Source organism: Stenotrophomonas sp. (assembly GCF_032066555.1).
Classification (GTDB): domain Bacteria; phylum Pseudomonadota; class Gammaproteobacteria; order Xanthomonadales; family Xanthomonadaceae; genus Stenotrophomonas.
In genome coordinates, this window is sequence record NZ_DAMBKV010000005.1 from 214039 (window position 1) to 232633 (window position 18595).

The 18595-nt window shown below is 61.1% G+C and carries 14 protein-coding genes; 5 read left to right on the forward strand and 9 right to left on the reverse strand.

All coding sequences use genetic code 11. The annotated features are described in order from the left end of the window. Nucleotides 1-369: 369 nt before the first annotated feature. The 4 genes from hutG to tssA all read left to right on the forward strand — a co-directional run bounded on the left by hutG (nucleotide 370) and on the right by tssA (nucleotide 6626). Nucleotides 370-1221, forward strand: a complete 852-nt coding sequence (gene hutG / locus RT131_RS09160) for an N-formylglutamate deformylase (RefSeq protein WP_313172216.1) — start codon at nucleotides 370-372, stop codon at nucleotides 1219-1221. Continuing rightward, complete coding sequence (gene hutU / locus RT131_RS09165; RefSeq protein ID WP_313172218.1) at nucleotides 1218-2885, forward strand: urocanate hydratase; 1668 nt, start codon at nucleotides 1218-1220, stop codon at nucleotides 2883-2885. The genes hutG and hutU overlap by 4 nt, the downstream gene beginning before the upstream one ends. 278 nt (nucleotides 2886-3163) lie before the next feature. Then, the gene (locus RT131_RS09170; protein WP_313172220.1) at nucleotides 3164-5344 is read left to right on the forward strand and encodes a CocE/NonD family hydrolase; all 2181 of its coding nucleotides are present in this window, start codon (nucleotides 3164-3166) and stop codon (nucleotides 5342-5344) included. A gap of 217 nt (nucleotides 5345-5561) precedes the next feature. After that, nucleotides 5562-6626: a type VI secretion system protein TssA gene (gene tssA / locus RT131_RS09175; protein WP_313172222.1), complete on the forward strand. Its 1065-nt coding sequence runs from the start codon at nucleotides 5562-5564 to the stop codon at nucleotides 6624-6626. Between the two features lie 34 nt (nucleotides 6627-6660). Here the strand turns inward: tssA and RT131_RS09180 are convergent, their stop codons facing one another. The 6 genes from RT131_RS09180 to RT131_RS09205 all read right to left on the reverse strand — a co-directional run bounded on the left by RT131_RS09180 (nucleotide 6661) and on the right by RT131_RS09205 (nucleotide 14882). Then, complete coding sequence (locus RT131_RS09180) at nucleotides 6661-7452, reverse strand: OmpA family protein (protein WP_313172225.1); 792 nt, start codon at nucleotides 7450-7452, stop codon at nucleotides 6661-6663. A gap of 2 nt (nucleotides 7453-7454) precedes the next feature. Continuing rightward, the gene (gene tagF / locus RT131_RS09185) at nucleotides 7455-8438 is read right to left on the reverse strand and encodes a type VI secretion system-associated protein TagF (RefSeq protein WP_313172227.1); all 984 of its coding nucleotides are present in this window, start codon (nucleotides 8436-8438) and stop codon (nucleotides 7455-7457) included. Beyond that, nucleotides 8435-12166, reverse strand: a complete 3732-nt coding sequence (gene tssM / locus RT131_RS09190) for a type VI secretion system membrane subunit TssM (protein ID WP_313172229.1) — start codon at nucleotides 12164-12166, stop codon at nucleotides 8435-8437. The genes tagF and tssM overlap by 4 nt, the downstream gene beginning before the upstream one ends. A gap of 16 nt (nucleotides 12167-12182) precedes the next feature. Continuing rightward, nucleotides 12183-13619, reverse strand: coding sequence for a hypothetical protein (locus tag RT131_RS09195; RefSeq protein ID WP_313172231.1), 1437 nt, complete (start codon nucleotides 13617-13619; stop codon nucleotides 12183-12185). Between the two features lie 43 nt (nucleotides 13620-13662). Beyond that, entirely contained in the window at nucleotides 13663-13923 is a 261-nt protein-coding gene (locus RT131_RS09200) for a PAAR domain-containing protein (RefSeq protein WP_313172233.1), read from the reverse strand. A gap of 101 nt (nucleotides 13924-14024) precedes the next feature. Further along, nucleotides 14025-14882 carry a M15 family metallopeptidase gene (locus RT131_RS09205; protein ID WP_313172235.1) on the reverse strand — a complete coding sequence of 286 codons (858 nt, stop codon included), beginning with the start codon at nucleotides 14880-14882 and terminating at the stop codon, nucleotides 14025-14027. A gap of 225 nt (nucleotides 14883-15107) precedes the next feature. Here RT131_RS09205 and RT131_RS09210 point away from each other — a divergent pair, with 225 nt between their 5' ends. After that, entirely contained in the window at nucleotides 15108-15848 is a 741-nt protein-coding gene (locus RT131_RS09210) for a hypothetical protein (RefSeq protein WP_313172237.1), read from the forward strand. Nucleotides 15849-16201: 353 nt separating this feature from the next. Here the strand turns inward: RT131_RS09210 and RT131_RS09215 are convergent, their stop codons facing one another. The 3 genes from RT131_RS09215 to RT131_RS09225 form a co-directional block, all read right to left on the reverse strand. Continuing rightward, nucleotides 16202-16804 carry a hypothetical protein gene (locus RT131_RS09215; protein WP_313172301.1) on the reverse strand — a complete coding sequence of 201 codons (603 nt, stop codon included), beginning with the start codon at nucleotides 16802-16804 and terminating at the stop codon, nucleotides 16202-16204. 11 nt (nucleotides 16805-16815) lie between these two features. Next, nucleotides 16816-17199 carry a hypothetical protein gene (locus RT131_RS09220; RefSeq protein ID WP_313172239.1) on the reverse strand — a complete coding sequence of 128 codons (384 nt, stop codon included), beginning with the start codon at nucleotides 17197-17199 and terminating at the stop codon, nucleotides 16816-16818. A 246-nt stretch (nucleotides 17200-17445) separates the two neighbouring features. Continuing rightward, entirely contained in the window at nucleotides 17446-18495 is a 1050-nt protein-coding gene (locus tag RT131_RS09225) for a DUF6708 domain-containing protein (protein ID WP_313172242.1), read from the reverse strand. Nucleotides 18496-18595 lie beyond the last annotated feature (100 nt).

The window sequence follows — 18595 nt, forward strand, 5'->3', positions numbered from 1 at the left end:
AGGCCAGGCACAGTTCACCGCGAGCTGCGATGCAAGCCCTTCTCCCGCCTGCGGGAGAAGGTGGCGCGCAGTGCCGGATGAGGGGAGCTTTTCGGCTTCACCGCGAAGAGCGCCCTCACCTGCCCTCCGGGCATCCTCTCCCGCAAGCGGGAGAGGCGACAGCCAGCAACGCTGCAATCTGCCAGGCCAGGCACAGTTCACCGCGAGCTGCGATGCAAGCCCTTCTCCCGCCTGCGGGAGAAGGTGGCGCGCAGCGCCGGATGAGGGGAGCTTCTGGCCTTTACCGTGCAAAGCATCCCCTTCTGCCCTTCGGGCATCTTCCCCCGCCAGCAAGGGAAGAACAACGCCTGCCATACCCCAGGAATCCCCATGACGAACTCCCCTGATTGGCTGCAGATCCACCACGGTCACGCTCCATTGATCGTCAGCTTCCCGCATACCGGAACCGAATTGCCGGCATCGCGCGTCGGCCACTTCGTATCACCGTGGCTTGCACGCCGCGATGCCGATTGGTGGGTGCACGAACTCTATGCCTTCGCCAAGGCGATGGGCGCCACCACGGTACGCACTGCCATCTCGCGCTCGCTGATAGACGTCAATCGCGACCCATCCGGTGTCTCCCTCTACCCTGGGCAGAACACCACCGGTCTGTGTCCGCTTACCACCTTCGACAACCAGCCGCTGTACCGCGCCGGACACGAACCTGATGAAGCGGAGATCCAGTACCGCCGCGAAACCTGGTTCGATCCCTACCACGCAGCACTGGCCGGCGAGATCGCACGCCTGCGTGCCCAGCACGAGACCGTTGTCGTCTACGACGCGCACTCGATCCGCTCCCTGATTCCGCATCTATTCGAGGGCGAACTGCCGCAGTTCAATATCGGCAGCGCCGGCCCCAGCGGTGCCCCCGATACCTCCTGCGACAACGCGCTCACCGACGTGGTCGAGAACCTGTGTGCGCTGAGCGGCATGAGCCATGTGCGCAACGGTCGCTTCAAGGGTGGCTGGATCACCCGCCACTACAGCAACACCGCCAACGGCGTGCACACCCTGCAGATGGAGCTGGGCTGCCGCGGCTACATGCACGAACCCGCACCCGAGGACGTGGACGAGCACAGCTGGCCCACGCCCTACGACCCCGAACACGCAAGCCCCGTCCGCAACACCTTGCAGCAAGTGCTTGGCGCTTGTATGGAATTTGCTACCAGGAGAAATGCATGACCCGTCACGACCCCTCCCGCAACCCGCGCGCACCTCGCGGCACCACGCTCAACTGCAAATCCTGGCAGACCGAAGCGCCCTTCCGCATGCTGCAGAACAACCTCGATGCCGAGGTCGCCGAAGACCCGACCTCGCTGGTGGTCTACGGCGGCATCGGCCGCGCCGCACGCGATTGGGAAAGCTACGACAAGATTCTGGAGACCCTGCAGCGACTGGACGACAACCAGACATTGCTGGTGCAGTCCGGCAAGCCGGTCGGTGTATTCCCCACCCATCCGGATGCACCGCGCGTGCTGATCGCCAACTCCAACCTGGTACCGCATTGGGCCAACTGGGAGCACTTCAACGAGCTCGATAAGAAGGGCTTGATGATGTACGGGCAGATGACCGCCGGCAGCTGGATCTACATCGGCAGCCAGGGCATCGTCCAGGGCACCTACGAGACCTTCGTCGAGATGGGACGCCAGCACTACGGCGGCAGCCTGAGCGGCAAGTGGATCCTCACTGCCGGCCTCGGCGGCATGGGCGGCGCACAGCCGTTGGCCGCCTCGTTGGCCGGTGCCAGCAGCCTGACCATCGAATGCCGCCAGAGCAGCATCGATTTCCGCCTGCGTACCCGCTATGTCGACGAACAGGCCAGCGACATCGACGACGCCTTGGCCCGCATCGCCAAGTACACGTCTGCCGGTGAAGCCAAGTCGATCGCCCTGCTTGGCAATGCCGCCGAGATCCTGCCGGAACTGGTACGCCGCGGCGTGCGTCCGGACTGCGTCACCGACCAGACCAGCGCCCACGACCCGGTGCATGGTTACCTGCCGATCGGCTGGAGCGTCGAGCAGTGGCTGGCCGAACAGCAGGCCAATCCGGAGAAGGTGCGCGACGCCGCCAAGGCCGCGATGCGCGTGCACGTCGAAGCGATGCTGGCCTTCCATGCCGCCGGCATTCCCACCGTCGACTACGGCAACAACATCCGCCAGATGGCCTTCGACGAAGGCTTGCAGAACGCCTTCGATTTCCCCGGTTTCGTGCCGGCCTACGTGCGTCCGCTGTTCTGCCGCGGTGTTGGTCCGTTCCGCTGGGTGGCGCTGAGTGGCGACCCGGAAGACATCTACAAGACCGATGCCAAGGTCAAGGAAATCATCGCCGACGACCCACACCTGCATCGTTGGTTGGACATGGCGCGCGAACGCATCAGCTTCCAGGGCTTGCCGGCACGTATCTGCTGGGTTGGCCTGGGCCTGCGCCACAAACTCGGCCTGGCCTTCAACGAAATGGTGCGCAATGGCGAACTGAGCGCGCCGGTGGTGATTGGCCGTGACCATCTGGACAGCGGCAGCGTCGCCTCGCCCAACCGCGAAACCGAATCGATGAAGGACGGCTCGGATGCGGTCTCCGATTGGCCGCTGCTTAACGCCATGCTCAATGTCGCCGGCGGTGCCACCTGGGTAAGCCTGCACCACGGCGGCGGCGTCGGCATGGGTTACTCGCAGCACTCGGGCGTGGTCATCGTCTGCGACGGCAGCGAGGCCGCCGACCAGCGCATCGCACGCGTGCTGTGGAACGACCCCGGCACCGGCGTGATGCGCCATGCCGATGCCGGCTATGACATTGCCATCGACTGCGCCAAGGAAAAGGGCCTGGACCTGCCGGGCATCCTCGGCTGACCGAGCGCCTCTGGCTGTGAATGCAACGGGCAGGCCGATGGCCTGCCCGTTTTGCTTTCAGCACTGGTGCCCAACGGTGCGTGCCTGCCAGAACCTGGACAGAAGCAACGCTTCCAAGGCGGGCTCCCCGCGTTGTGGCAAGGCTTTGACCCACTCAGGCCGCTCATTACGCTCATCCAGGCGATGTGCTATTGAAGACCGACGATCAAACCGATGGTCTACCCATGCGTGGCTTGCTTGCCCTACTGCTCTTGCTCAGCGCGGGAACTGCCTCGGCCTTGGACCAGCCAGCTCCCAGGCTGGCGCGGCCACAGGCCGCCGATATCGATGCAGCCATGCCCGGGCTTGCAAGGCTCGCCTTGGGCCGCCTGCCCCAGGGCGACGAACAACAGCTGTTGGACACCCGTTTCCGCCTGCAGATCGTCGCTGGCCAGTATCCACAGGCGCTGGAGAGCATCCGCAAACTGCGCGCATTGCGCGCCGATCCACGCCAACAACCGCCGCTATACCTCCAGTACGAAATCTACGCGAACGCCAAACAGCTACAGCAAGCGCTGGGAATCAGCTTTGCCGATGCCTGGAAGCAATGTTTTGAAACGCACTTCCAGCGACTCGACGACCCAACGGCCCTGAAAGCCGAGTTCGCCTTCGCCAGCAACCTGCAACCGCTACGCGAGCAACGCGACAGACTGATCAATGCCACCGACAGTGTCGCTGCGTTGGACGACGAGCAAACCATTGCCCTGCTGCGCGCATGGCAGGTACACCGTGTCTACGCGGACTTCCTGCCGCTGGCGCCGCAGGCTATCCGCGAAGACGACGCGCGGCGCTACAGCATTGACCGCGACATCAGCATCACCACGCCCGATGGCGCGCGCATCTCCGTTATTTCCGTGCACCCTAACAAGGCCAGCAAACTACCGGTATTGCTGACCTTCACCATCTATGCAAATGACGACTGGGCCTGGTCCGATGCCAAGACCATGGCTGCACACGGCTACGGCAGCGTGGTCGCCTACAGTCGCGGCAAGGGCCGCAGCCCTGATCCGATCCGGCCGTATGAGCACGATGGCAGCGATGCCGCGGCAGTGATTGCCTGGGCTGCCACCCAACCATGGAGCAATGGCAAGGTCGGCATGTATGGCGGCAGCTACAGCGGTTTCACGCAATGGGCGGCACTCAAACAACGGGCCCCTGCACTCAAAGCCATCGCCACCTCCGCAACCACCGCGCCGGGCATCGACGTACCGATGGAAGGTGGGATCTTCCTGAATTTCATCTACCCATGGCCGTTCTACACAACCAACAGCACCTCGCTGGACGATGCAACCTATGGCGACAACGAGCGTTGGAACGCGCTGAACAGCCACTGGTATCGCAGCGGGCAGGCCTATCGCGACCTGCCTATGCTGGACGGCGCGGCGAACCCCTGGTTCGAGCGCTGGCTGCAGCATCCTACCTATGACGCTTACTGGCAGGCATTGATACCCCAAGCGCGGGAGTTCGCTGACATCGGTATCCCGGTGCTGGCGACAACCGGCTATTTCGACGGCGCGCAGGTCGGCGCCCTGCACTACTTCCGCCAGCACCTGAAACAGCGCCCGGATGCAGATCACACCCTGCTCATCGGTCCCTACGAGCATTTCACCATGCAGACTGGCGTACCCGAACAGGTCCAGGGCTATACCCCTGATCCCGTCGCGCGCGTGGACCTTCAGGCGCTGCGCCTTGCATGGTTCGACCATGTGCTGAAAGCTGCGGCCAAACCGCCGCTGCTGGCCGACCGGGTCAACTGGCAGGTCATGGGCAGCAACCAGTGGCGTCATGTCGCATCGCTTGATGCAATGCCGACACGCCAACAGCGGCTCTACCTGCTGCCCGCCAGCGCTGGCGGTCATCGACTTGCGGTTGAACCCGCGCCTGCCCGCAGCAGCGTGCAGCGGGTCGATTTCCGTGATCGCGGCGACGCCGCCTGGCAGGCCCCGCCCAATGTCGTCAACCGCACGCTTGATCCACACGCGGGGCTGGTCTTCCTGGGCGAACCGTTGGCGCAGGACACCGAACTGGCGGGTGCGTTCTCAGGCACATTGGACTTCAGTCTGAACAAACAGGACGCCGACATCGCGCTCGCCATCTACGAACTCACTGCCGACGGCACCTATCTCGATCTTGCGTACTGGCTGCAGCGGCTCAGTCATGCAGCCGATCCCCGCCAGCGGCAGCTGCTCGCCCCCGCACGACGCCATAGCGTGCGCGTGACCGATACCCGATTGCTGGGCCGCAGGCTCGCTGCAGGCAGCCGCATAGTGGTGACGCTGGGGGTGATCAAGCAGCCCGATCGACAACTCAATCTCGGTAGCGGCAAGGACCCGAGTGATGAAACCCTGGTCGATGCAGCAACGCCATTGGAAGTACGCTGGTATGGCAGCAGCCACATCGACCTGCCCATCCGTGATTGACCGTGGCAACGCCAGCGCTTGACGCCGCAGGCCAGGTGCAACGACATCCCCTTCACATCCACGTCCGCCATCGCCCCAAGGGTGCATGAGCAAGCTGCCCAGCCATTGCTGAATGAAGGCAGGCGCGACGTTCTCTTCGCCAGCCTGCAACCGAGCGCTACATTCTTCTGCCCACAGCCGCGCTAGAATCGGGCGGTAACCCACAACGAGATTTGCCATGCTGGATCAGGATGCCCTGCTGGCCCCGATTGACGGACACGCAGCGACCGGTGAAGACCTGTCGTTCTCGGCCGAATTTGATCGGATCATCGAAAACCGTCGTGCCGATGACCCCACCCTGGATCAGGGGGCGTGGCAGACCGATATCAAATATGCGGACTGGGGCAGCGTGCTGCGCGACTGCAACCAGTTGCTGCAGACCCGCACCAAAGACCTGCGCCTGGCCGGCTGGCTGTGCGAGGCAGCGACCCAGCAGGAGGGCTTTCCCGGCCTGGCCGCAGGCTTCCGGGTCACCGCAGGGCTGTGCGAACGCTATTGGGATGACGTGCATCCAGTAGCGTATGACGGCGACTACGAGGAACGCATCGGTAACCTGAGCTGGTTGCTGACCAATACTGCGCAATGGCTGCGCGCGATACCCATTGCCGTCGCACCGCAGGGTCGTTTCAGCCTGGCCGACTTCGAGCATGCCCACGCCAATGGTGGCGAGCCTTCCGATGGCCGGCCAAGCCTTGATGTTCTGGAAGCCGCGCGTCGCAGCACCTCGCACGACGTGTACCGACAGCTGGTTACCGCCCTGCCCGACTGCAGCCAGGCACTGGATGAGTTGCAGGCCGCGGTGGACAGCCGCTTGGGCATGGATGGCCCCAGCTTCAGCTCGGTGCGTGAGCAGCTGGATCATCTGCAGCGCACCGTCCGCCGCTTCGCACGTGAGGCCGGCATGTTGCTCGACGGCGAGGTGGAAGACACCACCGATGAAGCGAACGGCACACATTTCGCGCCCGCAGCGATCACCGCTGAGCCAGCGGCGGCCAGCACGGCGCCACGTGGCCCTGCCGGCGCACCGACCAGCCGCAAGGAAGCGTTGGCGCAGCTACGTCAGGTAGCCGAGTTCTTCCGTCGCACCGAACCGCATAGCCCGGTCGCCTACCTGGCCGAGAAGGCCGCCAGCTGGGGCGAGATGCCACTGCACGTGTGGTTGAAGCGTGTCATCAAGGACCACACCACGCTCGAGCAGATGGAAGAAATGCTCGATGTCAAAAACGATAACGACGGGCTTTGAGCCCGTCGTTGTCGTTTCAAGCTGGGCCCGGCACTTACTGGATCTTGAACTCGATACGCCGGTTGCGCGCACGCCCATCGTTGGTGGTGTTGTCCGCGACGGGCTCATCCGGGCCTTTGCCCAGCACATCCATATGCGTGCTGGGAATGCCCTTGGACATCATGTAGTTCTTCACCGCTGCCGCACGCGCATGGCTAAGCGACAGGTTGGACTCTCGCTGGCCGACATTGTCCGTGTGGCCAATGATCAGGAAGCGGCTGTCCGGCATCTGTGCCATCTTCGCCACCATTTCATCGAGAATGCTCATGCCAAACGGCGTGAGCTTGGCACTGCCACTCTGGAACTCAATGATCCGGTTGGCCAGGGTTTGGTCCAGCACACTCTGCTGTGAGCCCACCTTCAAGGCATTGCTGACCGTATAGCTGGTATTGCTGGCAAGGCTGAGGTCACTGGCCACCTGCTGCCGCAGGGCCTCATTGGCCACTTCGCCGGTAATCCGCACCGACTGCCCGTTGACCTCCAACTTGCCGGGTGAAACGCGCTTGAGCCCGGTGTTGATCATCCCGGCAACATAGTCGCCCCAGTTTGGTGGCGTGGCGATGCTCTCCACCTGAATGCGATCGACCACACGTTCGGCACCATAGACCGCGCGCAGGTTATTGAGCAACTTGGCCTTGGTGGCCTGATCCGGCACCACCCCTTCGATCACCACAGGACGCTCCCCCGCTGCAGGCGTCGCCGCAGTTGCCGGAGCAGCCGTTTGTGCGAACACAGGCGTAGCCGCCAACAGCAATGCAGCGATGTAACTCACTTTGAACAGATGCATCGTCAGGTTCCCAGGAAAGTCTCGCCAAACAGCCGACGCGCGGTGACCAAGGCAAGGTCGTCACGCTCGAGGAAGCTGCCGAAGCGGTTCAAGTTGTAGTCGCCATGCAGGTAGTCATCCACCCACGCAGAGTGCTGCAGGTGAATCAGGTAGTCGCCTGCTTCGGAAGGATCCAGTGCCGCCCGCAACACCATGCGATCAGCACCGTTGAAGCCAATCACCATGTTCGGCTTTGCATCGTTGCGGATCAGCACCGCCAGCTCGAAATCACCGCGACTGACGAAGCTGGATACCAGGTCCAACCAGAAGGCAGCCACCAATGGTCGATAGGCCGGGTCGCGCACCAGCGGCAGCACCAACGCCTTGTCGATGGTCACCTCGCCACCACTCAGCACCGGCTGCAGCAACAAGCCCAAGGCCGGCAGCACCTGCCGCAAGGACACATCGCCATGGCCTGCCTCACGCAGGCGCTGTTCGAAGCTGGCGATAGTGGTGCCTTCGAGGAAGTCATGGAAACTGGCGTTGTAGTCGGCCGGATCGGTGCTGATGCTGAAGCGTGCATCTGCCAGTTGGCTCAAGGCCTGTGTGGCATCGGCATCTTCGTTGGCCTGGCGAGCCAATCGCGCCAGCCCGGACCACGCATTGGACAGCGCCAAGGGGCTGCGACCGATGAACGGCAAAGGTTCCGGGGCTTCCAGTCGCAATGCGGAGAGCAGCGGGAAGCGTCGCTCGGACGCGTCGCGACTGGCCAGGAAATGACCACACACCAGCATCTTGCTACGCGAGCCAAGAAAGGCGTAGTTGATCTCCGGGGCATCGTCGTAGCGCTGCTTCCAATCCGGGCTCTGGCTCAGTAACTCCAATGACTCACCGGCCCAGCGGTCCAGCCACCCCAGCAACTGGTGGTTGTCGGCGGCACGCACGAAGTCGCCCCGCGAGGGCACCTTTCCAAAATAGGAAACACCGGCACTGACAACGCGGCTCATCGCGCACCTCCGGCAGCCTGCTGCGCCGGCGTCGTCGCAGGCGTAGTTGCTGCAGGTGCCTGCATCGCGGGGACCTGCGGTGCTGCGGCTACAGGCGCACCGCCGGCGACGCGCTCCGGCAACTGCAGGCCGCGCTGCCAATCGCTGCCATCAGAGCCCGTGCCTGCACGCCGTACGACACGCATTTCCACCGTTACGGCAACACCACTGCCTTCCCAGGTGATGCGGCTGGAGTCATCGAGACGCTCATACTGCCCTTCGGACATCAAGCGCTTGAAACCATTGGAGCCCGGCGCATTGAATACCTCCACCGTGCGCCCATCGCCGGTCACCGCCGAGATCTTCACGCCGGGAATCTGACCCGCGTTCGGGTATTGCATGGTGGTCCACTGCGGCGGCGTGTTGCGATAGCGCAGCTGCTGGCCATCGATCTCGATGGTGTACTCCACCGCTCCGGTGGCCGGTGACGGCAGCAGCTCGAAGATGGTGCTGTCCTGCGCTGCGCCCGCACCGGCACCGCTGACCCAGTTGCCGTAGTTGGCGACCAGTTCGGAGGACAGGTTGATACCGATACCCGCCCAGCGCCGTGCTTCAAGCAAGGGCCCGCGCTGGATGACCAGTGCCCCCATCGCGTCCTTGTTGAAGGTGGCAATGCTGCCGCTGGCGCCGAAGATGGCACCGATATCGCTGGCGGCGGCGTCCACATCCGAGTTCAGGTTGAACGGATACTGCTGGCCGATACGTGCCTTGAACGGATCATAGACCTGTGCCGTCCAGGTCTTGTTGACCTCGTCTTCGGTCGGCGGCACCAGGGCGGCAAAGGTCTGCGTCAACGGACGCAGCAGCAACGGTCGCAGTGCATCGCGCTGCTTCTCATCCAAACCGTTCAGCACCTGCTCGTCGACCAGGGCCAACGCGACACTCAATTCGGAGCCTTCATTGCTGAAAGTATCCTGCATCAGCTTGCGTGCGCCCACACCCACGTCGCCCTGCGACTTGATCGCATTCAAACGGGCGCGCAGCTTGCCCAGCGTGTCGAAGTACGCCGCGATCACGGCCGGCTGATCGCCGCGCGGCATGGTCAGCCGCGCAATACCTTCAAATGCCTTGCCAATCGGTCCGACCGGCGCGGCTGCGGCAGCAGCTGCCGGATCCTTACGCAGGATCGTACGTTGGAACCAGGCCACGAAACCCTTGCCGGCCTTGCTGGAGCGCGCCTGTGCAGGCGGGTTGTCCCAGATGGTTTCCTCGTTGATCTTCTCCAGCAGGGTGCGCAACGGCGAGTTGCTGGCGTCGCCCAGGCGATTGATGCGGGCGGCGGCCTCGTCGAAGGTATTGAACTCGGCAATGCTCAAGCCCTGCACGAACTTGCCCCACTCCCGCGCGTATTCCTGCTTGTACAGCGTCACCAGCTCACGCGAGACATGCTCTGGGCTGCCGGCAAGTGACAAGTCGCTCTGCTCGGTTGTGCCCAGGACCCAGTCGGTTGTGCTCAGCTGGGTGTTGGCCGCTTCCTTGATCGCATCCTGCACATAGTCTTCCCAGGCCTTGCGGCTGAAAGCACCGGAGATGGCATAGCTGCCATTGATCAGCCGCGCATTGCGCTCCTCACCCACCAGGCCATCCACCGTTACCGTGCCAAAGCGCGCACCGGCGCGCGCCTTGATCTGCGCGAACACGCGCTCCATCGCCGGCTGGCCCTTCATGACCTGTGACAGCGCCTGGCGCGAATCGGTGACCAGGGTGACCTTGTTCTGCACCTGCGGCCAGCCCGGCTTGCCGGCCTGCGCCACGTAGAACGTCATCAGCTTCTCGGCAGCGCGCACCATCTCCTCACGGCTCATCTGACCACGATTGGCTTCCAGCCAATTGCGCCAGAACAGGGTGAGCTGCTGTGACAGGTGCGCGCCTTCCACATACTTGGGATTGCCCAGCATCAGGTAGGTCTTGAGCGCGTTGTAGGCGTCGTTGGTGCTGGTCGGCGATGCGTTCTGATACAACGTTTCGCTTTCCGCAGCGGCAGCGTTGGCCTGGCCGAGCTTGTCGCGCTCGGCAACCACTTGCCCCAGATAATTCTCAAGATTGGATACGGTAGGCGCCAGCATCACCTGCTGCATGCCGTGGTTGTACTCGCGCAGCAATTTGTCGCGAATCGCGTCGCCTTGGTACAGGCCGAGGCTTGTGGTGATGCCACCTTCCTTCTTGTAGCGATCGAGCTGCTCCATGCGATCCTGCAGCAGCAGCAGCGCGTCGACGCGTGACTTCAGGTCCATGCGATCCTTCTGCACACGCACGGCCTGGTCCAGATCCTTGGTCGCATTGGCGACCAGTTGCGCATTGGTGGTGTACGACCAGGTCCACAGTCCCAAACCCAAAGCCAACACACCCACCGCACCCAGGAACACGCCATAGCGCAGGCGATTCTGGTGTGGACTTGCGTACTGCCGGACCAGCTCGCGGTCGGCGAAGATCACCTTGCGGAACAGATCCTTGAGGAAGAACGCGGTCTGCCCGCTCGGCGCCTCGTCGACATTGGAGCCGCGCTGCAGCCCGAACTGGCGCCCAACGCGCTCGGAGGCATGATGGACCGAGCGGCCTTCCTGCAACGCACTGCTGAAGTAGAAGCCGCGGAACACCGGCTTGAACTGATACGGATTCTCCTCGAACAGTGTTGCGATGAAGGTGCGCAATGCCGGCTTGATGCCCACGAACTCCAATGGCAGCGACAACAGGCCTGGCGAGACTTCGCGCCCCCGCTGCATGGCCATGTGGGTCAGGCTCATCTCCTTGATGCCGTCCGCCAACTCGTCGAAGTGCTTGTCGAACGCCGTCAAGGCGTCACTCTGCTGCAGCACATCGGCTGGCAAGGTCGCGCCCCACACATTCTCACGCTCGCCCGGGTCCAGGTTGCCAAAGAACTCGCTGAAGCCAGCGATCAAATCGGCCTTGGTAAACAGTACGTAGACCGGCGCAAAAACCTCCAGCTGTTCGGTGACTTCCTGCACGCGCTGGCGCAGGTTCTTGGCCAGCTCCATTGCGAATTCCGGCTTGCTGCCGGACAACTCGGCAATGCTGACCGCGATGATCACACCGTTGATCGGCGCGCGCGGTCGATTCTTCTTCAGCAGACCCAGGAACGTCAGCCACTCCATGCGGTCTTCGGTGCTGACCGAATAGCGTCCGGCCGTATCCAGCACGATGCCGTTGGTGGTGAAGTACCAATCGCAGTTGCGGGTACCACCAATCCCCTGGATGACATTGCTGCGGTTGTCCTCGAACGGGAACTGCAGCCCGGAGTTGAGGATGGCCGTGCTCTTGCCCGCAGCAGGATTGCCGATGATCACGTACCACGGCAGCTCATAGAGCGCTGCATTGCCCTTGAGCATGCCCATCCGCGAGGACTTGATCTGCTTCACCGCGTCCAGCATGCGCTTGCGCAAGGCTTCGGTATCGGCCCGCTGCGACGGCTGCGCATTGGCCACGGCCTTGTCGGCCTCGCCCTGCACCATCGCTTCCACCCGCCGTGCTGCGCGCCGCGCCATGATCCGCTTGATGATCCACACGATCAGCGCGACAACCAACAGTGCTGCGAGAACAATCGCTGCCCATATGCCGATCTGACGTGCTTCGGCCTCGCCGTACTTGGCCAGCCCCGCGGCGCCGATAAGGCCGATCACCATCCACAAGCGATAGTCACGCAGGTAGTAGCTGAAATTGCTCAAACTCATGCAGGGAATCCAGGGGTTAGTTGACTGTTGGCATTTCAGCCGCCAGCGTCGGGGAAGAAAGCGGCTCTACGAGACCAAACAAACGTTGCTGCGCATCGGCAACACCGAGCAACAGCACCGCATCGGACTGCCGTTGCAACTGCGCCTGGGCCAAGGCCAACTGGGCAACCGGCAACACCGGGCCAAGCTCACCTGAGCACACTGCAAGGGCAAGGCTTTGTGAACTGAAATCCAGGTCCGGATTGAGCGCAGCCGTGACCGCCGCAGTGGCGACAATGGATTCAGGGTGCTGATCGGCGTCATGCAGCACGAACTGCACACGGCCCGCATCGGCAAGCAAAGGCTGCAGCCACTGCTGCGCCGCCGTGGCGAGCTGACGACGAAGCTCCGCAGGCCGGCTGCCGTAAACCGGCTCCAGACGCTCGACCTGTGGGCGCCACAAGCGCCCCGCACCTTCGCCTGCGAGTGCGATGCTGCTCAACAGCACACCGGCCGCACCCTCGCCCGGTACACGGCCCTGGGCGTTCTGGGTGGTTGCCAACAGGCCCTGAGCCAACCATGTGTTGATGACACCGGCGTCAATCGCGGAGTAGCAGGAAACCAGCAGATGCCAGCGCGGCGTACCTGCGCTCAATGCATCCACTATGCGCTGCAGATGCGCCCACACATCCCCGGGGCGCTCGAGCACACTGATGCGAACATCAAACCGACGCGCGTCCAAGCCGGCCTGCACGGCTTGCTCCTGCAGCCATGCCTGTACCCAGTGACGCAATCCGTCAGACCACGCCGGTGAAACCACGAGTTCGACAGTAAGAGCGTTATCGACCCGTTCTTCTTCCCGACGACGCAAGCCGGCAACCACGACTTCTTCACCGCCAACGATTGCTGGCATCGCCAGATAGGCAGCATCCAGCAATTGCTCCAGGACCGGCTGCAACAAGGCCGTCGCACGCCGCTCATGGGCTGCGGTATCGATATCACCTTCACGCTCGGACAACACCAGCCACTCGTCCAGATCAGCTACCGCGCTGACCCGGATAGGCAGGTTGTTGGCGTCGCGAAACCGATTGTCCAACTGTGGCCTGGGCAGCGCCGTTGCCACGGCCAACATTGCGTTGGCGTCCGTAGCCGCAGCCGCAGCCGCAGCCAGATTGATGCTGGCTGCAGTTATCGCCATCGACGGCAGCGCCGCGCCGGGGGCAGCCACCGTCGCAGCAGAGGGCGCCTCAGCGCCGCTCGCGTTTGTTTCAACAACCTTTTCCACGCCGCGCGACAGCATGCTGCGCAGCATGTAGCCCGCACCGCTCAAGCCTACCGGCAGTACGCCGAGATAGGCCAACATCTGCATGCCATTGGGGGTAGTGCCGCTGCTACGCCAGTACATGATGGCCGCTGCCCAGGTGGCAACGAAAACCATCATCACGCTCCCCACGTTCTTCAACCAACCTGCCATCAGTCGCCGTGCTCCATGCCCGCTCCTGTACTGCGTGTTGCGATTAGCCCAACCCGGTGCTGCTCTGTGTTGCCAACAACGTGGCACCACACGCAGTGCGATCTCCGTCACGTGCGACAGGCTGCCCGTCGATTACGACGGTAGCGTCACCACTGATGATTGATGTTGCCCCGTGCACCGCACAAATGGCGCGGTCCCCTATCCGGGAAACAGGTTTGCCATTGACGTCGGTCTGGCCAGTGCCAGACACCACGCTACCGCCATGACTCAGTTTGTCACCGACAACGATAAACGGTCGTGCCATGCATCATGCTCCTTGATTCGCCGTGACCCGGCCTTTCCATCGCCCCTGTCCAACGGCGACCCGAGTCATCACCGGCTTACGATACCAGCACTTGTCCGCGCTTATAAGCCTTGCCGTCGCAGTTCATCGCGCTTTGCATTGCGTGCGGTGCGGCAGCGATCCGTGTCTTCGACGTGCACGTAGTCCTTGATGCTGCGCCAGTTCCCACCCCAATCCAGACCTGCCTGTTCAGCAAGCTCCCCGTACAGAAAATAACCTCGGCGGGTCCACGGGTCTTCCATGTCCCATTGCAGACGCCCGTCACGGATTGGCGCGCTGTCCACACCCAGTCCGTATTGGTGACAGCTCTGCCAGGCACCGGCACGCGTGGCCTTCCCACCCGCCATCAGCTCGGCCTGCCGCTCGGGGCTGCGATAGCCTTCGATCAGCACCATCTCGTAACCATACTGACGACGCATCACTTCGTAGATAGCCAGAACGCGTTGCTGCAGATCCGGATCAATCTGGTTCCATTTGCGATCAGCCGTAACTATCTCTGGTCGCAAGCGACGAATCTCGGTGGTGGTGAACACCTCTGGCGGCGGCGCTGGCGGCGGGGTCAAGCGCTCGCCACGCAGCAGCTGCGCAACCATCGAGCCGGATTCGGCGAGGTCATCTCCGCGAAAATCCGACAGCACCACGGTTTGCCGCGACATCAGAATTATCACGGGAGGAATCGACAACAGCCCGATGGCTATCGCCAACACAGGCCAATGGCGGCGCAGCGCACCGCGCGCACTAACGACTTCTTCACGAACCCCACTGCGCACACGCGCCGCGCCCTGACCTGCACGATCACCCGCGCGCCCTGCCCGCTGCCGAGCCGCTGCCCAGCGTGCCTGCAATCGCGCAAACACCGGACCCAGCGACTCAGGAAACAACAAGCCCCAACAAAGCAGTGCAACAAGCAGCAACAGCACAATGGCTACAACGACAATTACAGTCACCGGTCCTCCATGACGACAATGCTGGTTGACGCATCGAGAGGCTTACTCTACAAATGCGCGTATTCGTTTCGGCACTAGCCGACTCAAACCAAGGGCTGGAAGCACTTGAATAATGGCGGAATCAATCGGCCGAGTCTGCTCTCAGGGGGAGCGCAGAACAACGGCCCGGCACCGAACACGGGCCGCATTCTCGCAGACATGGAAGGTCGACAGGTTGCCGCATCGTCGCGCGCCACCAAAGACCGCCCCACTCAACGCCGGCGCGTCTGGGTGTGGGTTGGCGCGTGCTGCGCACTTCTACTGTCGTTCACGACGGCCACGTTGTGGTGGCTATCGAGCAGCGCGTCACAGGACAGCACCGAGTACTCACTGAACCCGGATGCAAACCCAGATTCATCTGTAACCGGCGCTACCGGCCACCCCGACGCACCCTTTGCTGCCCCCAGCGATGGCGCTGCGATGATCATTGATGCGCCGGACAGCGCAGATGCCAAGAACCGCAACGAGACGCCACCGGCTGTGGAAGCCGCCGCAGCGAACGCAACACCAGCGCCCGCAGCACGGGATGCACGCGTACAGCGCACCACAGCGGCCGCACGCCCTGCAGCAGGCAGCAGAAATGCGGACGAGAATCTTCTGGGCACATTGCTGGGCATCATCAAGGAAGAGGAAAGCAAGAAGAAGAAAAGCGCTGCTGCGCCACAGCCTCAGACCATGGATGATCTGATCGCGAAAATTGAAGCAGACGACAAGAAGCGTGCCGATGACGAACGCGTTGCATTCGAACAGGTTGCAACGCGGAAGACTGCTTCGACCGAATCGACGATCCAGACCCAGCTGCGTGCGTGTCCTGGTGCGAACACCACCAAGGGCCTGGAGTGTCGCGCGAAGATCTGTGCCAGCGTACGCGGCAGGGATCCTGCTTGCCCTGCCATGTGATGGCTTGCCTATTCGGTTTGGGAATCGACTGAAAGTCAGTAGTTCCTCAACGACGCGTATGCAGATGCAGTCGTGACGACGTCCTGTCCTCCGTCTCTACTTGTGCCCACGAGCCCGCCGCTGCGGGCTTTCCCATAAGTCACGATTGACTCGTCCATCGACCATCGACCATCGACCATGCGCGAGCCTGTCGGAGACGAGCCTCAACTTCGTAGCGATTTGACTCATCGCCGGTCTCGTTGAGGTTGGTTTACCCGGAGACCTCTAAGGATGTCCGGATCAAGGCCATGGGCAGGCGACACACGCCTGCACAGCACTCCATGCGGCCTCACCGAAAATATTCTCCGGAAATACTAAGATTTACCTTTACGTTGCTGCCGCTCGCGATAGAGTTCCCTTGCTCTTGCCACCACATCTGGGCGGCCGCCAAATTGATCAATATAGTCCGGCTCTTCCCAACGATCTGCATCATTTGGATCGAATCTACTTTCAGCTTCGGTTGCGGAGGAAAAGCGAGGGACCGCGCACGTCAGCATAACCACCCATCGTGTTAGCGCCAACGTCCAGTACAACGGAAAAAAGAAGTACCTGAAAGGAAACAGCGACTTTCCAAGTAGGAAGCAGGTCCAGCGATAAGCATTTACAAGAGTATTACGCACGGACAGCGTAATAACTTTATCCGCGTCGTGAGAAACCGCACGTTGCGCACCCCACTCCATGTACCGTTTAATGAACTCCCAGCACTCACGCACCCGCCCTGGATCATCATGGAAGATCCCGACAGTAAACGTTTCTATAATAATTCCATTTTTATCAAGGATATGGCAGCGTAGATCGCGCAAAACCGAATTTTGACTACCCCGTCCAACATGGAATAAAAGAGCATCACTCCCCCACGGCACGATTACTTCACCACCTGAAAGATTGCTTCTGAAAATATGAACCTTCCTCGTCAGCCTGTTAAATCTTACCGGATAGTACCGATATGAAAAAAGTCATGCCTTAACACAAGGTTCCAGAAGAAATACACCAGACCGCTAGTTATGCTTAACAGAAAAATCGCTGCAAAAAACTCGGCCATCGAAGGATTAGCAGGAATAATACTTGCGATCGCACATATAGCGGTAACGACAAAAAAAACACTAAGGACACCTGCGACCAAGGTCGGAGCAAAACCTTTCATCGAAAATGTTCGATCTACAAAATCCGCATAAGTAGAGTTCAGTGAAATCAGCGAAGTGGAGTCGCCTGGAATAACCCCCTCACTCACACCTAACGCAAGATGATCAGCCTTTTCAACATTGGTGATGCCTCGCCCTTTCTCAAATCTCGGATACCAACCCGTCAACATATCGCCTCACTCCTCTTGCGCGCATATCCCGATCCGGATCTTTAGCGGATACTCTCGACTCTCAACGTCCGCATCCTCACAACGCTCAGATGTCAAACGCTCCAATAGCAACACTATAGCCAAGCGTGCCTCAAGTTATCACCATCAATCCGGCATACATCCGCTTGAGATCGGCGTGCTCGGCTTCAACGTCGCGCGACGGCTGCACCTCCGAAGCTTCGATGCCGCCGCAGTCTTACGAACTCTTTAAACGACGGCCTTTCCATAGATTTGTGCTTTCAAATCTGCGTCCAAGGCTTTTGCTTCCTGCACTGATTCCCTCCAATAGGTCATCATCGCCTCTGCCTCGGGTCCCTGCTTCACTCGCCCAAATACTGCCGGCGCCTTGAGGCCATCGCCTTGACCGCTAAGAGACCTGCAATCCGCAAGCACGGACGTAGGCCAAATCGGCTTACGGCACAGCATCATCGTCAAATAGCGGGATAATGCCCAAGGGAGAGTCAACGGCAGACCCAGCAAGATCATTCCCGGACCTGGGGAAGATACGTGCATGATGAAAGCGTTGCGAAAGCTAGGTACAACGGACGTAAGCAACTGCAAAGGTGGGAACGGCAAAGCATCAGGACCTGACTCCATGAAGCGTTTGATCATCTCCCAACTAGCTAAAGACACCCCTGGACTACCTCCGCTATCGGAACCCACGGCAAACGTATGGACCACAATGCCGTCACGCATCACGTTTCCCCGCAAGTCATAGGTATGACCTTCATCTGGCCCAACAGGCTTGTCTCGCCCGATGTAGAAGTGCACGTCGTTCCAGGGGACAGATATGGCACGACGGTTTCCGCCGATAAAGACGTGCACCATACGCGTCACCCGATTAAATCGAATTGGGTAGTACTGATATCTAAAAACATCCCGCCCCAACAGCATCCAGTATGCAAGACCTGCGATTGAGAAACAAAGCAAGACCAAAAAACCAACGGCATAGTACTCACCCTGTACGATCACTCGTTCGCCAGCGATCTGCACCTGCCAAAGCACCCATATCATCCCGGCCGCGAATGCCATTACCAGCACAATCAAAAGCGCCCCCCACATCGCTGCCCAACCACGATAGTCGAAGTGGCGATCCACATATTCGAGGTACGTCGAGTTTATCGCTATCAAACCCTGATCTATTGGTTTAGAAACCCTGAAAGAGCGAAGACTGCCGAATCCAGCGGCGATTTCGTAATCTGACAAAGAACGCCCCACCTTGTAACGCTGAGCTAACCAACCTGCAAATTGGCTCATGCGGTAGGCCTTCGTAAAAAATACATCACTATTTGCATCACCACTTCTCCAATAAGTCAATAAACCGCAGTCGACCCAGGATAAGGCAGGCCAACTGCCC

Bases quoted from the DNA above. Each gene is read 5' to 3' on its own strand.
- hutG (WP_313172216.1), top strand. From the start codon at position 370: ATGACGAACTCCCCTGATTGGCTGCAGATCCACCACGGTCACGCTCCA.
- hutU (WP_313172218.1), top strand. From the start codon at position 1,218: ATGACCCGTCACGACCCCTCCCGCAACCCGCGCGCACCTCGCGGCACC.
- tssA (WP_313172222.1), top strand. From the start codon at position 5,562: ATGCTGGATCAGGATGCCCTGCTGGCCCCGATTGACGGACACGCAGCG.
- RT131_RS09180 (WP_313172225.1), bottom strand. From the start codon at position 7,452: ATGCATCTGTTCAAAGTGAGTTACATCGCTGCATTGCTGTTGGCGGCT.
- tagF (WP_313172227.1), bottom strand. From the start codon at position 8,438: ATGAGCCGCGTTGTCAGTGCCGGTGTTTCCTATTTTGGAAAGGTGCCC.
- tssM (WP_313172229.1), bottom strand. From the start codon at position 12,166: ATGAGTTTGAGCAATTTCAGCTACTACCTGCGTGACTATCGCTTGTGG.
- RT131_RS09195 (WP_313172231.1), bottom strand. From the start codon at position 13,619: ATGGCAGGTTGGTTGAAGAACGTGGGGAGCGTGATGATGGTTTTCGTT.
- RT131_RS09200 (WP_313172233.1), bottom strand. From the start codon at position 13,923: ATGGCACGACCGTTTATCGTTGTCGGTGACAAACTGAGTCATGGCGGT.
- RT131_RS09210 (WP_313172237.1), top strand. From the start codon at position 15,108: ATGGAAGGTCGACAGGTTGCCGCATCGTCGCGCGCCACCAAAGACCGC.
- RT131_RS09220 (WP_313172239.1), bottom strand. From the start codon at position 17,199: ATGTTGACGGGTTGGTATCCGAGATTTGAGAAAGGGCGAGGCATCACC.
- RT131_RS09225 (WP_313172242.1), bottom strand. From the start codon at position 18,495: ATGAGCCAATTTGCAGGTTGGTTAGCTCAGCGTTACAAGGTGGGGCGT.